Source organism: Oxalobacteraceae bacterium OTU3CINTB1, assembly GCA_024123955.1.
Lineage (GTDB): Bacteria > Pseudomonadota > Gammaproteobacteria > Burkholderiales > Burkholderiaceae_D > Rugamonas.
This window is the reverse complement of record CP099652.1, coordinates 3031523-3050000: the sequence shown is the minus strand read 5'-3', so window position 1 is coordinate 3050000 and position 18478 is coordinate 3031523. Positions and strand designations below refer to the sequence as shown.

At 64.3% G+C, this 18478-nt stretch carries 13 protein-coding genes; 8 read left to right on the top strand and 5 right to left on the bottom strand.

Annotation, left to right across the window (positions count from 1 at the left end; all coding sequences use genetic code 11):
• Positions 1-2 precede the first annotated feature (2 nt).
• Positions 3-4916, top strand: a complete 4914-nt coding sequence (locus NHH73_13400; GenBank protein USX29214.1) for a response regulator — start codon at positions 3-5, stop codon at positions 4914-4916.
• Positions 4904-5773, top strand: a complete 870-nt coding sequence (locus tag NHH73_13395) for a chemotaxis protein (protein USX29213.1) — start codon at positions 4904-4906, stop codon at positions 5771-5773. Before NHH73_13400 ends, NHH73_13395 begins: the two co-directional genes overlap by 13 nt.
• 9 nt (positions 5774-5782) lie before the next feature.
• Here NHH73_13395 and NHH73_13390 read toward each other — a convergent pair whose 3' ends face one another.
• Complete coding sequence (locus tag NHH73_13390) at positions 5783-6409, bottom strand: glutathione S-transferase family protein (GenBank protein USX29212.1); 627 nt, start codon at positions 6407-6409, stop codon at positions 5783-5785.
• 1 nt (position 6410) lies between these two features.
• Positions 6411-7112 carry a glutathione binding-like protein gene (locus NHH73_13385; GenBank protein USX29211.1) on the bottom strand — a complete coding sequence of 234 codons (702 nt, stop codon included), beginning with the start codon at positions 7110-7112 and terminating at the stop codon, positions 6411-6413.
• 483 nt (positions 7113-7595) lie between these two features.
• On the opposite strand from NHH73_13385, the gene NHH73_13380 reads away from it, so the two are divergent.
• Positions 7596-8345 carry a YceI family protein gene (locus NHH73_13380; GenBank protein ID USX29210.1) on the top strand — a complete coding sequence of 250 codons (750 nt, stop codon included), beginning with the start codon at positions 7596-7598 and terminating at the stop codon, positions 8343-8345.
• 244 nt (positions 8346-8589) lie between these two features.
• On the opposite strand, the gene NHH73_13375 is transcribed toward NHH73_13380, so the two are convergent.
• On the bottom strand, positions 8590-9222 hold the full coding sequence (locus tag NHH73_13375; protein ID USX29209.1) for a LysE family translocator: 633 nt from the start codon (positions 9220-9222) through the stop codon (positions 8590-8592).
• A 183-nt stretch (positions 9223-9405) separates the two neighbouring features.
• Here NHH73_13375 and NHH73_13370 point away from each other — a divergent pair, with 183 nt between their 5' ends.
• Entirely contained in the window at positions 9406-12312 is a 2907-nt protein-coding gene (locus NHH73_13370) for an ATP-binding protein (protein USX29208.1), read from the top strand.
• Between the two features lie 17 nt (positions 12313-12329).
• Here NHH73_13370 and NHH73_13365 read toward each other — a convergent pair whose 3' ends face one another.
• Positions 12330-12737: a DUF3597 domain-containing protein gene (locus tag NHH73_13365; GenBank protein USX29207.1), complete on the bottom strand. Its 408-nt coding sequence runs from the start codon at positions 12735-12737 to the stop codon at positions 12330-12332.
• Positions 12738-13034: 297 nt separating this feature from the next.
• Between NHH73_13365 and NHH73_13360 the strand changes: the two genes are divergently transcribed.
• The 3 genes from NHH73_13360 (at position 13035) to NHH73_13350 (ending at position 14557) form a co-directional block, all read left to right on the top strand.
• Complete coding sequence (locus tag NHH73_13360; GenBank protein USX29206.1) at positions 13035-13358, top strand: hypothetical protein; 324 nt, start codon at positions 13035-13037, stop codon at positions 13356-13358.
• Between the two features lie 75 nt (positions 13359-13433).
• Complete coding sequence (locus NHH73_13355) at positions 13434-14015, top strand: XRE family transcriptional regulator (GenBank protein USX29205.1); 582 nt, start codon at positions 13434-13436, stop codon at positions 14013-14015.
• Complete coding sequence (locus NHH73_13350) at positions 14015-14557, top strand: GNAT family N-acetyltransferase (GenBank protein ID USX29204.1); 543 nt, start codon at positions 14015-14017, stop codon at positions 14555-14557. Before NHH73_13355 ends, NHH73_13350 begins: the two co-directional genes overlap by 1 nt.
• On the opposite strand, the gene NHH73_13345 is transcribed toward NHH73_13350, so the two are convergent.
• Positions 14558-17692, bottom strand: a complete 3135-nt coding sequence (locus NHH73_13345) for an NAD(P)-binding protein (protein ID USX29203.1) — start codon at positions 17690-17692, stop codon at positions 14558-14560. It abuts the gene before it with no gap.
• Between the two features lie 122 nt (positions 17693-17814).
• On the opposite strand from NHH73_13345, the gene NHH73_13340 reads away from it, so the two are divergent.
• Positions 17815-18465, top strand: coding sequence for a phosphohydrolase (locus NHH73_13340; GenBank protein ID USX29202.1), 651 nt, complete (start codon positions 17815-17817; stop codon positions 18463-18465).
• Positions 18466-18478 lie beyond the last annotated feature (13 nt).

Here is an 18478-nt window from a genome sequence, read left to right as displayed (position 1 = left end):
CGATGAATAACATGACCGACCTGGGCGAACAGCTGGATCTGAAAATCCTGCTGGCGACGCTGATGGCCCTGAAAAAAGGCGACTTCTCCGCCCGCATGCCCTCCGACTGGACCGGCATGTCCGGCAAAATAGCGGACACGCTGAACGACATTATCGAGACCAAGGAAAAGATGGTCCACGTGGTCACGGACGTGAGCCGCGTGGTCGGCCGCGAAGGCCGTTTGACGCAGCGCGCGCAGGTGCCCAACATGGCCGGCGGCTGGGCCACCATCATCAGCGCGGTCAATGCGCTGATCGACGACCTGGTTCGCCCGACCACGGAAATGGCGCGCGTCATCGGCGCGGTGGCGAAAGGCGACCTGTCGCAGACGATGGCGCTGGAGGTCGACGGCCATCCGCTCAAGGGGCAGTACCTGCGGGCGGCGACCACCGCCAACACGATGGTGGAACAGCTGTCGTCGTTCTCCTCGGAGGTTACCCGCGTGGCGCGCGAGGTCGGCACCGAGGGTAAGCTGGGCGGCCAGGCGCAGGTGAAAGGCGTGGCCGGCACCTGGAAGGACTTGACCGACTCGGTCAACTCGATGGCGGGCAACCTGACCTCGCAGGTGCGTAACATCGCCGAAGTGACCACCGCCGTGGCCAACGGCGACTTGTCCAAGAAGATCACGGTCGATGTGCGCGGCGAGATCCTGCAGCTGAAGGACACCATCAACGTCATGGTGGACCAGCTGCGCTCCTTCGCGTCGGAGGTGACGCGGGTGGCGCGCGAGGTAGGCACCGAGGGTAAGCTGGGCGGACAGGCGTATGTGCCGGGCGTCGGCGGCACCTGGAAGGACTTGACCGACAACGTCAACTTCATGGCGTCCAACCTGACGGGCCAGGTGCGTAACATCGCGGCGGTGACGACGGCGGTGGCCAACGGCGACTTGTCGAAAAAGATCACGGTGGACGTCAAGGGCGAGATTCTCGAACTGAAAAATACCATCAACGTGATGGTGGACCAATTGTCCTCGTTCGCATCGGAGGTCACGCGCGTGGCGCGGGAGGTCGGCACCGAGGGCAAGCTGGGCGGACAAGCGCAGGTGAAAGGCGTGGCCGGCACCTGGAAGGACTTGACCGACTCGGTTAACTCGATGGCGGGTAACTTGACGGGTCAGGTGCGTAACATCGCCGACGTGACCACCGCCGTGGCCAACGGCGACTTGTCGAAAAAGATCACGGTGGACGTCAAGGGCGAGATCCTGGAACTGAAGAACACCATCAACGTGATGGTCGACCAGTTGAACTCCTTTGCGTCGGAAGTGACGCGGGTGGCGCGCGAGGTCGGCACCGAGGGAAAGCTGGGCGGCCAGGCCAACGTGCCCGGTGTCGCCGGCACGTGGAAGGACTTGACCGACGGCGTGAACTCGATGGCGGGTAACCTCACGGGCCAGGTGCGTAACATCGCCGACGTGACCACCGCCGTGGCCAACGGCGACCTGTCTAAAAAGATCACGGTGGACGTCAAGGGCGAGATCCTGGAACTGAAAAACACCATCAACGTGATGGTGGATCAATTGTCCTCGTTCGCGTCGGAGGTGACGCGGGTGGCGCGCGAGGTGGGTACGGAAGGTAAGCTGGGCGGCCAGGCGTATGTGCCCGGCGTCGGCGGCACCTGGAAGGACTTGACCGACAACGTCAACTTCATGGCGTCCAACCTGACGGGCCAGGTGCGTAACATCGCGGCGGTGACCACCGCCGTGGCGCGCGGCGACCTGTCGAAAAAGATCACGGTGGACGTCAAGGGCGAGATTTTGGAGCTGAAAGACACCATCAACGTCATGGTGGACCAACTGTCGTCGTTCGCGTCGGAAGTGACGCGGGTGGCGCGCGAGGTCGGCACCGAGGGTAAGCTGGGCGGCCAGGCCAACGTGTCAGGCGTGGCCGGTACGTGGAAGGACTTGACCGAGAACGTCAACCAGCTGGCGGCGAACCTGACCAACCAGGTGCGCGCGATCGCCGAGGTGGCGACCGCGGTGACGCGCGGCGACTTGTCGCGCTCCATCCAGGTGGAAGCGCGCGGCGAGGTATCCTACCTGAAGGACAACATCAACGAGATGATCCGCAACCTGAAGGATACGACGCTCAAGAACGCGCAGCAGGATTGGCTCAAGACCAACCTGGCGCGTTTCACCCGCCTGCTGCAGGGCCAGCGCGACTTGCAGGCCGTGACCAAGCTGATTCTGTCCGAGCTGGCGCCGCTGGTGTCGGCCCACCACGGCGTGTTCTACATGATGGACTCGCAGGAATCGGACGCCCGCCTGCGCATGATCGCCAGCTACGGCTACCGTTCCAGCCGCAAGCTGCCGACCTCCTTCCTGCCGGGCGAAGGCCTGGTGGGCCAGTGCGCGTTGGAGAAGGTGCGCATCTGGCTGACCGACGTGCCGCGCGACTACATCGTCGTCTCGTCGGGCCTGGGCGCGGCGCCGCCGACCAACATCGTCGTGCTGCCGATTCTGTTCGAGCAGCAGGTCAAGGCGGTCATCGAGATCGCCTCGCTGGACCGCTTCACCGAAACCCACCTGTCCTTCCTCGACCAGCTGATGGAATCGATCGGCGTGGTGCTCAACACCATCGAGGCGAACAGCCGCACCGAATCGCTGCTGACGCAATCGCAGTCGCTGGCGCAGGAACTGCAACAGACCAACCAGGAACTGGCCGAAAAAGCCCGCCTGCTGTCGGAGCAGAACATCGAGGTGGAACGCAAAAACCGCGAGGTGGAACAGGCCAAGCTGGCGCTGGAGGAAAAAGCCACCCAGCTGGCGCTGTCGTCCAAGTACAAATCCGAGTTCCTGGCCAATATGTCGCACGAGCTGCGCACCCCATTGAATTCGCTGCTGATCCTGGCGCAGCAACTGGGCGACAACCCGGACGGCAACCTGTCGGGCAAGCAGGTGGAATTCGCCAAGACCATCCACGGCTCCGGCTCCGACTTGCTTACGCTGATTAACGATATTCTGGACCTGTCGAAGATCGAGTCGGGCACGGTCACCCTGGACGTTTCCGAATACCGCTTCCAGAATCTGCGCAACTACGTCGACCGCACCTTCCGCCACATGGCAGAAGCCAAGCACCTGGGCTTCTCGGTCGACCTGCGCGAAAACCTGCCGACCGCGATGATGACCGACACCACGCGCCTGCAGCAGGTGCTGAAAAACCTGCTGTCGAATGCGTTCAAGTTCACCACGCACGGCCAGGTCTCGCTGGTCATCAGCCTTGTGAACAGCGGCTTCTCCAACGACCACCCCAACCTGATCCACGCCGACGCGGTATTGTCCTTTGCCGTCAGCGACACCGGCGTCGGTATCGCGTCCGACAAACTGCAGTTGATTTTCGAAGCGTTCCAGCAGGCCGACGGCTCGACCGCCCGCAAATACGGCGGCACCGGCCTGGGTCTGTCGATCTCGCGCGAACTGGCGCGACTCCTGGGCGGTGAAATCCGCGTCGAATCGGTGGTCGGCAACGGCTCCACGTTCACGCTGTTCCTGCCTTACAACCGCGCGGGCTTCATCAACTATGACATGGGCCGCCAGCCGCAGGTGCGCCTGCCGATGCCTGCCGCGCCGGCGCCGCACATCGTCTACTCCGCGCCGCACTACAGCGAATTGTCGATGCCGGAACATGACAGCGCCGCCGCCGCCGGCGAGCTCGATGCCGATATCAGCGAGTACAGCACCAGCGACGACCGCGGCCTGGTGGCGCCGGGCGATCCGTCGGTGCTGATCATCGAGGACGACGAACGCTTCGCCAAGATCGTGCTGGGCTTCGCGCGCGAGAAGAACTTCAAAGGCGTCGTCACCATGCAGGGCGATTCCGCCCTGAGCCTGGCGCGCGATTACCTGCCGTCGGCGATCCTGCTCGACCTCGACCTGCCGGACATCGACGGCTTCACGGTGCTCGACCGCCTCAAACGCGACCCGAGCACGCGCCACATCCCGGTGCACGTGATGTCCAGCCTGCGCGAACGCGAACGCGCGCTGCGCCTGGGCGCGATCTCCTACCTGAACAAGCCGGTCAGCAAGGCGGCGCTGCAGGAGGAATTCGCGCGGATACAGAAATTCCTGTTGGGCGGAAAACGCAGCCTGCTGGTGGTCGACGACGAACCGGCGCAGCGCGATTCCATCGTCGCGCTGATCGGCGACGCCGACCTGCACATCGTCGCCGTCGACACCGGCAAGGCCGCGCTGGAAGCGCTGCGCGAACAGCGCTTCGACTGCATGGTGCTCGACCTGACCTTGCCGGACATCTCAGGCTTCGACCTGCTCGACATCATCGGCAAGGACGAATCGCTGCGCGACCTGCCGATCGTCATCAACACCGCCAAAGACTTGAACCGCAAGGAAGTGGCCAAGCTAAAACGCTACGCCAAGACCATCGTCATCAAGGATGCGCGCTCGCCGGAACGCCTGCTCGACGAGACGGCGCTGTTCCTGCACCGCTCCCAGGCCAGCCTGCCGGAGGCGCAACGCCGCATGCTCGAGGAAATCCACGCGGCCGATGGCGGCCTGGCCGGGCGCAAGGTGCTGATCGTCGACGATGACCTGCGCAACATCTTCGCGCTGTCGTCGCTGCTCGAGCGCCAGCAGATGCAAGTGTCGTTCGCCGAAAATGGCCGCGATGGCATCGAGGTGCTGGAAAAGGATCCGACCATCGAGATCGTCCTGATGGACATCATGATGCCGGAGATGGACGGCTACGACACCATGCGCGCGATCCGGCGCATCCCCAAGTTCAAGTCGCTGCCGATCATCACGTTGACGGCCAAGGCGATGAAGGGCGACCGGGATAAGTGTATCGCCGCCGGTGCGTCCGACTACATCACCAAGCCGGTGGACGTGGCACAACTGCTGTCGCTGATGCGGGTGTGGCTGCACTGATGGGCGACATGATGCCATCGGCGCGGCGCCACTCCCCGTCCTCGGTCGAGGAGCTGGAACTGGAGTTGCTCCTGGAAGCGCTGTTCCAATGCCACGGCTACGACTATCGTGGCTATCGGCGCGACCAGGTGCGTCGCAAGGTGCGGCGCCTCATGACGGAAATGTCCGCGACGAGCATCTCGGCGCTGCAAGCGAAGGTGCTGCACGAACCGGCCGCCCACGACGCGTTTCTCAAAGCGCTCTACGTCGAACCGGCGCTGATGTTCGACAACGCCTCGGAAACCGCGCTGCTGCGCATGTCGCTGGGCGTCTGCCTGCACGGCGCCGCGTTGCCGCGCGTCTGGCTGGCCGATTGCGCCGGCGCCCAGCAGGCGTGGACCCTGGCCATCCTGCTGGAGCAGGAACAACTGGGTCCACGCACGGAGATCTACGCCACCGTCGCCAGCGACGCGCTGCTGGACGAAGCGCTGCAAGCGAGCCTGCCAATGGCGCGCCTGGGTGAACTGCAGGGTAACTACATCAAGAGCGGCGGCGTCGGCCGACTGATCGACTATTTCGAAGTGAACGCGGAAGGCACGCGCGCCGTGCCGCTGCCGCATCTGCGCAGCCGCATCACCTGGGCGCAATACAACCTGGTGACGGACGCCTCGTTCAACGAATTCCAGATGATCGTGGCCGATCGCGCGCTGCCGGATTTCGGCCCGCCGCTGCGGGAGCGCGTGCTGCGCCTGTTCGACGACAGCCTGGCGCAATCGGGCATGCTGGTGCTGGACCGCCCGTTCGACGACGACGAACCGCTGGCGCGCCAGTACAAACAGGTTTTCCCGCGCCAGCCCTGGTACAAGCGGGTGGTTTAGCAAGCTTAATTAAAACCTGGTCGACGCGCTGGGGCGCTCCGCGATGCGGTCGCGCCACGCCTGCAGATGCGGCATCCCTTCGGCGGACGGCCGGAACTTCATCAAGCCGCGCGCGAACTCCAGCGCGCAGAACGCCGTGATGTCGGCGATGGTGAAGCGCTGCCCGGCGACGAACGGCTGCTCGGCGAGCAGGCGGTCGAGCCAGCGCGCCGTGTCGCGCATCTTCTCTCCCTGCGACGCGCCGAAATCGGCAAACTGCGGCTGCTCCAATATCGCCAGCCCCGGATGCGTATGCCGCACGCAGTTGGCGATGCCGAAGAACAGATGCAGCTCCACCCGGCGGTCCGTCATCTCGATGAAGGCCCGCTCGTCGTAGCCCTCCCCCATCAGATTGGGCTCCGGCGCATAGCCTTCCAGCCAGCTGCAAATGGCGCGCGTCTCGCTCAGCAAACGGCCGTCGTCCAGCTCCAGCACCGGCACGCGGCCGAACGGATTCTTCTCCAGGAATTCGGCGCTACGGTTCTGGCCCGTGCCCAGATCGATCTGCACCTGCTCCACATCCGCCAGGCCTTTCTCGGCCATGAACATGGCGACCCGGCGCGGGTTGGGCGTGCGGCTCGACGTGTAGAACTTCATCTCACACGCCCCCTGCGCGCGATTGGCCGGTCTCCAGCATTTTGCGCGCCTCGACCGCCACTTGCTCCAGTTCCTCCGGCGTGGTGCGCTCCACGCGCGGCGGCAGGATCAAGCCGCGCTTGACGGCGGGCCGCTCGCGGATCGCCGCCAGCCAGCGCTGCAGATTCGGCAAATCGTCGACCGGGATCCCGGTCCAGTTGTGAATATTCACCCACGCGAAATTGGCGATATCGGCGATCGAATAATCGCCGGCCAGGTATTCGTTGTCGGCCAGATGGCCATCGAGCACGCGGAACAGGCGCTTGCTCTCGCCCTGATAGCGGTCGATCGCCGGCTGGATCTTCTCGGGGAAGTAGCGGTAGAAGACGTTGGCCTGCCCCATCATCGGACCGACGCCGCCCATCTGGAACATCAGCCATTGCAGCACCCTGGAGCGGCCCTTGAAATCGGTGGGCATCAACTCGCCGGTCTTCTCGGCCAGGTAGATCAGGATGGCGCCCGATTCGAACACGGCGAAATTGTCTTCCGAGCGGTCGATGATGGCCGGGATGCGGCCGTTCGGGTTAATCGCCAGGAACCACGGCTGCTTCTGCTCATTGGTCGACAACTCCAGCGCATGCAGCGTGTAGGTCAGTTCCAGCTCTTCGAGCGCGATGGAGATCTTGTGGCCATTGGGCGTGGCGGCGGTGTAAAGGTCGATCATTTGTCTCTGCCTTTGCTTGTAGTTTGTCTAAAGGGATAATAGCCCGATTCGAAAAATGGTGCTGCGATCAACGATAAAAAAAAGATAACACAAAGCGACGGCCGGCGGCGCAAAAAAAAACCAGCGTCATCGTGAGATGAAACTGGTCGTAAAACGCTCGAGAGCGTGGGGATGGACGGTGTCCGGCGGCGATCGTGCCGCCTGAACGTATTTGTGCCGGACTGTACGGGTCCGGCAACCGGGCGCTTGGCTTTACCGCGCGCTATGGGTAGTACTTTGCCAGTTATCGGCAAAGTCAGGCTTAGGACTTCATTAAGTTTGTAGCGGGAAGGGAAACTTAGGTAGGATGGTGCCGGTGTTTCAGGCCACCGGCGAGCCTGCTGAGTCATGCTTTGTGAAATCCCGCACCTGCTTGGGTACGGCGACCAACTGGAGCACGCTGGGATCAGCGAACGCATAATAATCTTACAATATGACGGCCAAATGACGCATACACAAATCACGCACCTTCGTCGCGCAGCGAGAAATCCGTCGAACGCCGCGCTGCGCAGCCTGGCCGGCGCCGCGCTGCTGATTACGTTGGCCGCCTGCTCGCCGCTGCAAGCGCCAAGCGCAGGCACCGGCGCGGCATCCGGCCCATCCGAACCAGCGCCGGCCGCTCCCGCGCGTGCCGCCGCGCCTTCCGCCCCGAGCGCGGCGCGCATCCTCACCATCGACAGCGCCCAATCGCTGATCGCCGTCACCGTGCGGCGCGGCGGCGTGCTGGCGCGGCTCGGCCACGATCACGTGGTCGCCAGCCGCACGGTCACCGGCACGGTCGCGCCGGCGCACAACCGCGCCGACTTCCAGTTCCGTCTTGACCAGATGACGGTGGACGAACCGGATCTGCGGCGCGCCGCCGGTCTGGAAAAGCAGCCGTCGGCCGACGCCATCGACGGCACGCGAACCAATATGCTGACCAAGGTCTTGGACGCCGAGCGCTATCCCGTGGTGTCGGTGCGCGCCGAACGCGGCGCGGCCGGCGAACCGCTGCGCGTGGCGATCACACTGCACGGCGTCACGCGCGACTACGCCATCCCGGTCGATCTGCGCGAGGACAACGGCGTGATGACCGTCAGCGGCACGGTCGATCTGAACCAGACGGATTTCGGCCTCGTACCGTTTTCGGTGATGGGCGGCGCCATGACCGTCCAGGACAAAATGGCGCTGCGCTTCACGCTGGTTGCAAAATAAACTCCGGGGTCAGGTCCATTATTTCTACACAAGCTGAGCAATGGGACGCTGGAAATGGGGCTTAAAGCAGAGACCGTGTAGAAATGGTGGACCTGACCCCGAATAAAAAAAAGGCCCGCAGCAAGGAGCGCGGGCCGAAGGTTTTCAAATCGGGAGAGACTTGAAAGAGCAAGGCCAGTATGTCAACGCCGCATGACGACATGATGACAATCGCCCGCATGAACAAACTTTTTTAACAAATTTTTTAGCGGGCGACGATCAGGCGCAGTCCGAGACCGACGAAAATCACGCCCGCCACCCGGTCCATCCACATCCCGGCGCCGGGATGGCGGTTGATCCATGCGCCCACCGTGCCCGAAAAATAGCCCAGCAAGCCAAACACCAGCACACCCTGCGCCGTGAACAGCAGCCCCAGTTGCGCGGTCTGCCAACTGGCGTTGCCACGCTCGGCCACCACGAACTGCGGCAGGAACGAGAGGAAAAACAGCACCACCTTCGGATTGATCGCGTTGGCGAACAAGCCTTTGGCGAACAACTTGCCCAGGCTTTCATCGGGCACCCCGCCGGCGCTATTGACGCGCGCGCCGCCACGGCTGCGCAAGGCGCCGATGCCGAGCCAGATCAGATACGCGCCGCCCACCAGCTTGAGCGCGCCGAAGGCCAGCGGCGACGCCTTGATCAGCGCGCTGACGCCCAGCGCCGCCAGCACCGTGTGGCTCACGCAGCCAAGCGCGCACCCCAGACCGAAAACCATGCCCTGCCGGCGCCCGCGCGACATGCCCACGCTGAGCACCATCAGATTGTCCGGACCCGGTGAAATGGTGATCAACAGCGCGGCGCTGAGAAAGCCGAAGAATTGTTCTGGAGTAATTAACACGCGTGTGGTCCCGATGCAAAAGCGAGCATGATAACCGCCTGCTATCTTCCGCTGCAATTCTTCGCCTGCAATATTGCCAACAAAGTTGCCGCCGGCGACGGTCAAATTTTGTCTAAGGCAGACATGTTCTCGTTTAAAATGATCAAAAAACTACCCCCAGACCGGCGGCCCTACGGAACACCGATGAGTAAAGCAAGCAAGACGTCCCACGCGCTCACTGTGCCGGCCCGCCACGCCGGGCGCTACGCGTTGCTCTTGCTGCTGAGCTTATTTTGCCTGTGGCACGCGACCCAGGCCGTTGCCGTGGCCGCCGAAGCGCCCGCCCCCATCGGTTTGAGCGTGGCCGACGAAGACAGCGGCATCGACCTTGCCAAAGTTGGTAGGCTCTACCTGGATGAAGGCCAGCCCTACCCGGCCACGGCGGCCGGACTGCCGGCGCTGGTGGCCGGCCTCAAGCCGGCCGACAAAGTCGACCTGCTCGGCGGCGGCTATTGGCTGGTGGCCGAGCTGCGCAACGACAGCCGCCAGTCGGCCTGGGTCATCGACCCCAACGACACGCTGATCGACATGGTCGACATCCAACTCTACGGCGAGGACGGCAGCGTGCGCCAGATGCTGACCGGCTACCGCCAGCCGCATTCCTACCTGCTGCACTACGGCAAGGACATCGACCTGCAGCCGGGCCAGCGCTACCATGTGCTGATCCGCTTCTCCAGCCCGTACTACGCGCGCACGCCGGTGTTCTCGGTGATGCCGCGCACCGCCTACCAGCAGCTGGTCGCGCGCGAAAACGTGCTGATCATCGGCTCCATCGGCGCCCTGCTGGCGCTGACCGTGTTCAACTTCTTCATCTACTCGATCACGCGCGACCGCTCCTCGCTGTACTACTCGCTCTACGTGTTGTGCTACGCCATCGCCTGGGGCATGACGTTCCACCTGTCGGCCGATTTGTTCAACTGGCACAACCTGCACTGGCATTACGTGCCGTTCTTCCTGCTGCCAGTGCTCAGCACGCTGTTCTACACCACCTTCCTGCGCCTGAAGGACCACGCGCCGCGCCTGTATAAACTCAGCCGCGTCAACATCGTGCTGCCGCTGCTCACCTTGCCCAGCTGCTTCCTGGCGCTCAGCTACGCCCACACCATCGCCACCATCGTCATCACGATCTGGATGACGATGGCGCTCACCAGCGGCATCGTGGTATGGCGGCGCGGCTACCAGCCGGCGCGCTTCTTCGTGCTCGGCTTCGTCGCGCTGATGGTGCCCGGCCTGCTGATCCTGCCGGCCAACGTCGGCCTGATCCCGGCGATGGTGACCAACGCCCAGCTGTTCACCCTGCTGGGCGGCACGCTCGACGGCGTGCTGCTCGCCTTCGCGCTGGCCGACCAGATCCGGCTGCTGCGCAACACGCTGGAGCAGCGCGTGCAGGAGCGCACCGCGCAGCTGACCGAGGCCAAGGAGCACGCCGAGGTGGTCAGCCGCCACCGCATCGACTTCCTGTCGGCGATGAGCCACGACATCCGCACGCCGCTGGCCGGCGTCATCGGCATGATCAAGTTCGCCATGCGCGACCAGTCGGTGCGCGGCCGGACCGAGGAATATCTGCGCATCGGCCTGCAAAACAGCGAATCGCTGCTGGCCATCCTCAACGACATCCTCGATTTTTCCAAGATCGACGCCGGCCGCCTGTCGATCGAGACGGTCGATTTCGACCTGATCGCGCTGATCGACGACGCCATCGGCATCCTGCAAGGCCAGGCCGACGCCAAGAGCCTGCTGCTGCGCAGCGACCTGGCGCTGGACCTGCCGCGCTATGTCAGCGGCGACCCGACCCGGCTGCGCCAGATCCTGCTCAATTTGCTGGGCAACGCCATCAAGTTCACCGACCGGGGCGAGGTGCGGCTCGACGCCTCGGCCATGCTGACCGCCGAAGGCCACGCCACCGTCTGCTTCGATGTCACCGACACCGGCCCCGGCATTCCGGCCGACACCCTGCCGCGCCTGTTCCAGAAGTTCGAGCAGGCCGACCATTCGACCACCCGCCGCTACGGCGGCACAGGCCTGGGACTGGCCATCTGCAAGGAACTGGTGGAGCTGATGGGCGGCTCGATCGCGGCCGAAAGCCGGGTCGGCGTCGGTTCCACCTTCAACGTGACGTTGCCGCTAACGCTGGGCAGGGAACCGGCGATCGATCCGTCCAGCCTGCCGCGCAAGGAACACCACGCCTACCGCCTGCGCGTGCTGTGCGCCGAGGACGTGCGCACCAACCAGATCATCGTCAGCACCTTGCTGGAGAACATGGGCCATGACATCCGCATCGTCGAAAACGGCCTGCAGGCGCTGCACGCGCTCAGCACCGCCGCCTACGACCTGGTGCTGATGGACGGCCGCATGCCGATGATGGACGGCGAACAGGCCGCGCGCCTGATCCGCAGCGGCGGCAGCGAGGACTACCGCGTGCTCGACCCGGGCATCCCGATCATCGCGCTGACGGCCAACGCCAGCGACCACGACCGCGCGCGCTACCTGGCGGTCGGGATGGACGGCTTCCTGAGCAAGCCGGTCGACGAGCGCCTGCTGTACGATCAGATCGAGAAAATCATCGCCCTGCACCTGAGCCTGGGCCGGCCGCTGCGCGCGACCGACTCGGCGCGCCTGACGGCGGCACGCACCGAGGCGCTGGACCAGCAATTCGGCGTGGACCCGGACAGCGACGCCGGGCAGTCGGAGGACCCGGCGGCGGTGCAGATCATGCCGCTGGCTGGCATGTCGCACAAACACAGGCAGCGCATAACCCAAGCCTTCCTGGAAGAAGCGCCACGGCGCATGGAAACGGCGCGCGCGGCCGTCATCGCCGGCAACACCGGCGCTGCGGCGGCGGCCATCCACGCCCTCAAGGGCAGCGCCGGCTATCTCAGTTCGACGCACCTGCACACGCTGTGCAGCGAAATGGAATCGGCGGCCAGCGCCGGCCAGCTGGTCGAGGTGGCCGACATGCTGCCGGACGTCGAGGCGGCGCTGCACAAGGCATGCAGCGATCTGCGCACCGCCGTCGACCACGCCAGGGCGCCGGACGTCAGCAGCGCGTAGGCGTTAGGCAGCAGGCATTAATCCTTCAACTCGGCCGGCACCTTGCCACCGTTTTCCGACAGCTTGATCATCACCTGCTTGTGCAACCAGATATTCATCGACGCCGAATCGTTTTTGTCGCCGGTGTAATGCAGCTCGTCGGCCAGCTCCTTGCGCGAGGCCAGGCTGCTGTCCAGGTTGAGCAGCTTGAGCAGGTCGACGATGGACGTGCGCCAATTCAGCGGCTGCGAGTTCTGCTGCTGCATCGTGGTCAGGATCGCCTCGACGTCGACCAGCGGCGTCACCGGCGTGGCGGCGGGCTGTGGTGCGGCGGCCGGCGCGGCAGCAGGTGCCGCTGCGGCAGGCGCCGGCGCGGCGGCGGGTTGCGCCGCTTCAGGCTTCGAGCCCGGGAAAATCTTGTGGAAAATGTTGCTGAGTATGCCCATGGTAGATCCTTTCAACGTTGATAAAATATAGACCGCTTGCGCGGCCATCCGTTCCGTGCTTCCCGTGCGTCCCACGTCGGCCACGCCAGGCGGGGCGTCTGGTTCATAGTAGCCGAGATAACGTTCCCCCGCCGTCTGCTTGCCGCGCCCATCACACCCGGTGTCATGTCGAAAGTTTCCCTCCGTGCACTCCTACATGGCCGCGGGATGTGCGCCTACTCACTGAACCGTTGGGCCGGCTTAGGATGTGAACTCGGGGAAGGACAATGGTTCCTCCCCTTTCCAAGGAGAAGCACCATGAGCCAACCTAACAAACCGAGCGAAAAAGGTTTCAAACCCGGCGCCAACATGCCCCACGACGGCTACGATCCCGAGCGGGACGGTATGTCGGAGAGTGGCAACCATGCCGTCGGCCATGTGGCGAACGACACTCCGCATGTGAACGAGCAGCACGGCCGTGCGCCGGCGCGTTCCGACCAAGGCATGCGCCAAGGCAACCTGAGCCGCAGTTACCAGGACAGCAAACAGGATGCAGCGGCCGCCTCGGCCGAGACCACGCACCGCGACCGCGCCGCCGGCGCCCGGGGCGACAACATCACCGACACCAACCGTGGCCGCTAACGGCTAGACCCTCACCGGCAGCGAAGATATCGATTCCATTTTACTGGACATGGATTTCCTGTAAAATGGAAATCCATGGATATCAACTTATTGATTGCCCGCCGCGTGCGGGAATTGCGCGATGCGCAAAGCTTGTCGCTGGATGCGTTGGCGGCACGCAGCAACGTCAGCCGCTCCACCATCTCATTGATCGAACGCGGCGAAAGCAGCCCCACCGCCGCCGTCCTGGATAAATTGGCCAGCGCCCTCGGCGTTGCCCTCGCCAGCCTGTTCGAGGACAAGGCGGCGCCAACCGAACAACCGTCGCCCGTGGGACGCGCCGCCGATCAGCCGGTATGGACCGACCCCGCCTCCGGCTACACCCGGCGCAGCCTCTCGCCCGCCGCCCCTTCCCCGATCCAACTGGTCGACGTGATCTTTCCGCCGGGCCAGCGCGTCGCCTACGACAGCGCGCCGCACGGCGCCGACATCCACCAGCAAATCTGGATCATCGAAGGCACGATGGAGATCGGCGTCGGCGACCAGCAATGGCGGCTGCAAGCGGGCGACACGCTCGCCATGCGGCTCGAACGGCACATCGTCTACTTCAATCCCACCGATGAACGCGCGCGCTATCTGGTCGTGCTGACCTCCCAACACGCGACAAGGAGAAACTGATGTCCGATTCAATCACCGTGCGCCGCATCGACGCCGATGAAGCTCGGGAGCGCGGCGAAGCCTTGGCGCAGGCGCTGGCCGATGTGCTGATCGATTGCGTGGAAGGCGGCGCCTCGGTCAGTTTCATGCTGCCGCTAGCCCGCGAAAAGGCGCTGGAATTCTGGCGCGGCGTACTGGCCGGTGTCGCGCGTGCGGAGCGCGTGCTGCTGGTGGCGGAGGACGGCGGCGGGCGCGTGGTCGGCACGGTGCAGTTGATCACCGCGCAGCCGGACAATCAACCGCACCGCGCGGACGTCGCCAAGATGCTGGTGCACCGCGACGCGCGGCGGCGTGGCGTCGCCGGATTATTGATGGCGGCCGTTGACGACGCCGCGCGCGATGGTGGCAAAAGCGTGCTGGTGCTCGACACCGTCACCGGCGGCGACGCCGAACGGCTGTACCAGCGCGCCGGCTGGCACAGCGCCGGCGTGGTGCCGAAATACGCATTGATGCCGGATGGCGCCTATTGCGGCACCACGTTTTTCTATAAGCATCTGGCCTGACTAAATAAAATCGGTCTCACCATCGATCATCCGGGGATGGCCGCTCATCGCGCGCGACGTCTGCATGCCGGCCATCACCGCCGCCTCCACGCAGCCGGCGTTCAAGCCGGTCTTGATCCAGTCGCCTGTCAGGAACAGGTTATCGAAGCCCGATTGGTCGGTCTGCAAACGGTATCTGGTGCTGCCCACCACCGACATCACGTAGCGCTCGGACGGATCGACATTCGCGCGCCAATACTGCGCGTCGAAGCGCTGCGCTCCAGTGCCCTCGCTGGCGTCGGTCAGCCACTGCCACGGAAACGCCCCTGCGGGTCCGGCCGCCGACCACAATGATGCGATCTGCTGACTGAGCTGGTGGACCGCGCCCTCCTTCGCTATTTCCGCCATCCGTTTGGGGAAGTCGGTATCGGTGGCGGGCGGATAGCTGTCGACCGTCAGCGCGCTGCAGAAGTAGGACGTGTTGCGCGGCTCCTGGCCGGCCGGCCAATCCTCGCGTACCAGCAGCTGGTCCATCGGCGCCCACGTGTCGTATGGTTCGGTGAAGCCGCTCAGCACCGGCTGCTGGCCGTTGGGCTGGATGCTCCAGCCCATCTGCGCCAGGTCCTTGTCCAGCCAAACCTGGTAGGCTTGCGTCGCCACCGTCTTCACATGCTCGGAGGTGGCCAGCAGCGCCGGACTTTTCGCCAGCAGCTGCGGGCACAGGGCCGGCAACGACCCGACCGAAATGCCGAACACCACCTGGTCGAAATCCACGCCGCGCTTGAGCGTCAGCGCCGGCAGCGGCTTGTCGAAGCGCTCCTGGTACACGCGCGGCCAATCGCTCCAATACGACTCCAGATTGATCTCCTTTGCCCGCAGCAGCGCCGCCTGTTCCGGGTCGATCTGGTCGTAATTCGGCTCGCTCGGCCAGCATGCCAGGTCCTTTACGTCGACCAGCGGGTGGTAGTCGTCACCCGCCAGATCGACCTGGCGCGTCATGCGGATGGCGCCGATCTCGCGTCCCTCCGGCACCAGCTCCTCGACCTTGTGGAAGAACTTGAACTTGACGCCGCGCTTGAGCAGCGCCTCGTACAGCGGCGTGAAGACGGTATCGCCCATCCCCGCCTGCATCTTGAACATGATGCCGCCCTTGTAGCAAAGGCCGATACGCGCCATTGAGCGCAGCAAGGTTCCCGCCTCGGCGTTCGGCTTGGTGAAATCGCCGCCCTCGTACGCGAACACCAGATCGTAGAAGCCGCGCACCGGAGCCGAGTTCACGCACAGGTCCTCGTCGCCGCCATGCTTGCGCAGCCAATCGCGGAAATCGATATCGTTGATGACATCGAAGCCGTGTTTGAGCACCCCGTCGTCGAACACGCCCTTCATCACCGTGATGCCCAGATCGAGGCAGATGAACAGCCGGCGGATGTCGTCGAAGATGTCGCCATCGGCATGGGCGCGGTCGGCCAGGCCGCGATAACGCGTACGCAGCCGGCCACGCACGCCAACCAGCACGCCCGCCAGCGCATGATGCTCGACCTCCGTGTGCACGCCGGTATCGGCCGACATGTTCGTGACCATCCCGGTCAGCGCGCTCGCGGCCAGGGTCAGGTCGTCGGCCAGCTCGTTGACCGTGTTGGCCACGCCCTCCGCCAGGCGGTGCAGCCAGTCCGGCAGCATGCCGCCGTGGTGCGGCGGCTCGTCCACGTCCAGCGTCGCGGTCAGCTCGTCGATACAGTTGATCCATTGTTCGATCCAGCCCATCATCGCCACGGCCAGCTGCCACATGGAGATCTCCTGGTCGCCCTCGCCCGGCTCCCCGGGCAGCGATGGAAACACGATCGACCAGTTGTGCCAACGGTCGCCGACCTGCTCCGACAAGGCCACGTAATCGTGCTGCTTGAAGGCGTCGCGCCATGTCGCCAGCGGCGCCCCCGGTGGCCGATCGAGGCTGGTGTAGGCGTCCTTGATCATCTTGAAGGCGTTGGTGTAGAAGCCGAACCAGATATGCAGGCCATGCTCCTCGATGCGCTGGCCATATCGGGCATTGCGGCCGCTGGCGCCCTTGCCGCCCAGCCGCCAGCCTTGCTGATAGACGGTGATGTCATAGTTGTTTTGCCACCCCGGCTGGTCGCTCAGGTAGTAGGCCGCCGTCATGGAGCCGACGCCGCCGCCAAGGATGGCGATCTTCTTCGGCGCCACGCTGGAATTGTCGATCAACTCCTCGCCCGGCTGCGCGGTGAAATCGAAATTCAGCTTGTACGGCAGGATCGCCTGTTGCGGTCCCAATTGCAGGCCGAGCGTCTCGTGCAGTGGGAAGCTGTCGAAGGCGTGCAGCACGCATTCGTATTCATAGCCAAGCAGGCCGCCGCCGTGGATCTTCTCGATGGTGGCCGGCGCCGCCAGGATCGCCTGGTACACCGCCTTCAGCCCCGCGCTGTCCGGGAACTGCTTGAGGAAGATTTGATCGATGCGCGGATTGCGCAGCAGCGAGACGATGTCGTCCCAGCCGGCGGCATCAAGGTTAAAGAAATCGGGGATCGAGAAAAACAGCTTGATGGCCTCCTCGATCAGGTCGAACAGGCTATGGATCGGGGTATCGATGCCGGTCTTCTGCGTCGCGTTCACCTCCAGTAGCGGGTGCATGGCGATTTTGGTCTCCGGCGAGAACGGATGGAAGCCTTTGGCCGAGACGGCGCAGCGCAACGGCTCGGCGCCGGCGGCGGGAATCTCGTATTCGCACAGGTATTTCGGATAGCCGAACAGCTCACGGCCGTTGATCAGCGCCATGGCGTCGTCGACGAAGATATGCGCCGGGTAGTAATAGATGTGGGCCAGTTCGCCCTCCTCGTCCATCGCCCCCACCATGATCCAGGTGACGATATCGATCTCGCTGATCCAGCCCTTGTTCTGATCGACCGCCACCGCCGAATCGGCGTGGTTGACGCGCGTGAACGTCAGCAGCACATACGGCGAGATGGCCTTGAAGCGCATGCGCCGGCCTGCCACCTGGTTGAGCGTGCCGTCGAGCGTGGCCTGCAGCTTGGCCAGATCGCCCCGCACAAAGTAGCCGTACATCTCGGCGTTTTTCAGTTGCAGCGGTGAATGCATCAGCACCGAACCACCCTGATAGATATATGAAGGACGTGTCGCCATAGCCTGACCGATATCAAAAGATGAACAGTTTTTTAGTGTATGACAAACGCGATCATGTTGCCTAAAGATAATTCATCTTTCAGGGTGTAGGATGGCGTCTACGCCACAAAAAAGGGAAATCGATGGGCCGCGACGATCACCGGAATCAGCCTCACCGCGCCTGGGTGCGCATGCCGTCGGAGCGACGGCTGGATCTGCTCGACCCGACGCCGTTCGACTGGGACGACTCGGACCTGGCGCTGGGGTTGGCGCGCACCTATCGCTGGGGCGGCCACTCGGCCTGGCCGCGTCCGCTATCGGTGGCGCAGCACTCGCTCACCGTCATGCATCTGCGCGCTGCCGCCTGCAAGGCGGTCGGCGTCGAGCTGGCGCCGCTGGCGGCGATGCGCGAGCTGTTGCACGACGCCGAGGAAGGCCTGCTGGGCTTCGACTGCGTCTCGCCGCTCAAGCCGTTTCTCGGGGAGGGTTTCCGCGCGCTGACGGTGCGGCTGGAAAACGCCGTCTTCCTGCGCTACGGCTTGCCGCACTGGACGGACAAGGAACACGCCGCGCACAAGCTGGCCGACCGGCTCGCCGCCGCCAGCGAGGCGGTGCATGTGGTCGGCTGGTCGGCCAAGGAAGTGCTGCACACGCTGAAGATCACCGTGCCGCCGCTTACCGACGACCCGCTGCATGCGATCTACGGCGGCACGGCGTGGGAGCCGTGGGCGCCGCCGTTGGCCGCCGAGCGGTTTTTAGCCGAACTGGACCGGCTCAAGGCGTTGAGCGCCTGAGTGGCCGTCCCTT

Coding starts and splice junctions, on each gene's coding strand:
- NHH73_13400 (USX29214.1), top strand. CDS start 3: ATGAATAACATGACCGACCTGGGCGAACAGCTGGATCTGAAAATCCTG.
- NHH73_13390 (USX29212.1), bottom strand. CDS start 6,409: ATGAAGTTCTACACGTCGAGCCGCACGCCCAACCCGCGCCGGGTCGCC.
- NHH73_13385 (USX29211.1), bottom strand. CDS start 7,112: ATGATCGACCTTTACACCGCCGCCACGCCCAATGGCCACAAGATCTCC.
- NHH73_13380 (USX29210.1), top strand. CDS start 7,596: ATGACGCATACACAAATCACGCACCTTCGTCGCGCAGCGAGAAATCCG.
- NHH73_13370 (USX29208.1), top strand. CDS start 9,406: ATGAGTAAAGCAAGCAAGACGTCCCACGCGCTCACTGTGCCGGCCCGC.
- NHH73_13365 (USX29207.1), bottom strand. CDS start 12,737: ATGGGCATACTCAGCAACATTTTCCACAAGATTTTCCCGGGCTCGAAG.
- NHH73_13360 (USX29206.1), top strand. CDS start 13,035: ATGAGCCAACCTAACAAACCGAGCGAAAAAGGTTTCAAACCCGGCGCC.
- NHH73_13355 (USX29205.1), top strand. CDS start 13,434: ATGGATATCAACTTATTGATTGCCCGCCGCGTGCGGGAATTGCGCGAT.
- NHH73_13350 (USX29204.1), top strand. CDS start 14,015: ATGTCCGATTCAATCACCGTGCGCCGCATCGACGCCGATGAAGCTCGG.
- NHH73_13345 (USX29203.1), bottom strand. CDS start 17,692: ATGGCGACACGTCCTTCATATATCTATCAGGGTGGTTCGGTGCTGATG.
- NHH73_13340 (USX29202.1), top strand. CDS start 17,815: ATGGGCCGCGACGATCACCGGAATCAGCCTCACCGCGCCTGGGTGCGC.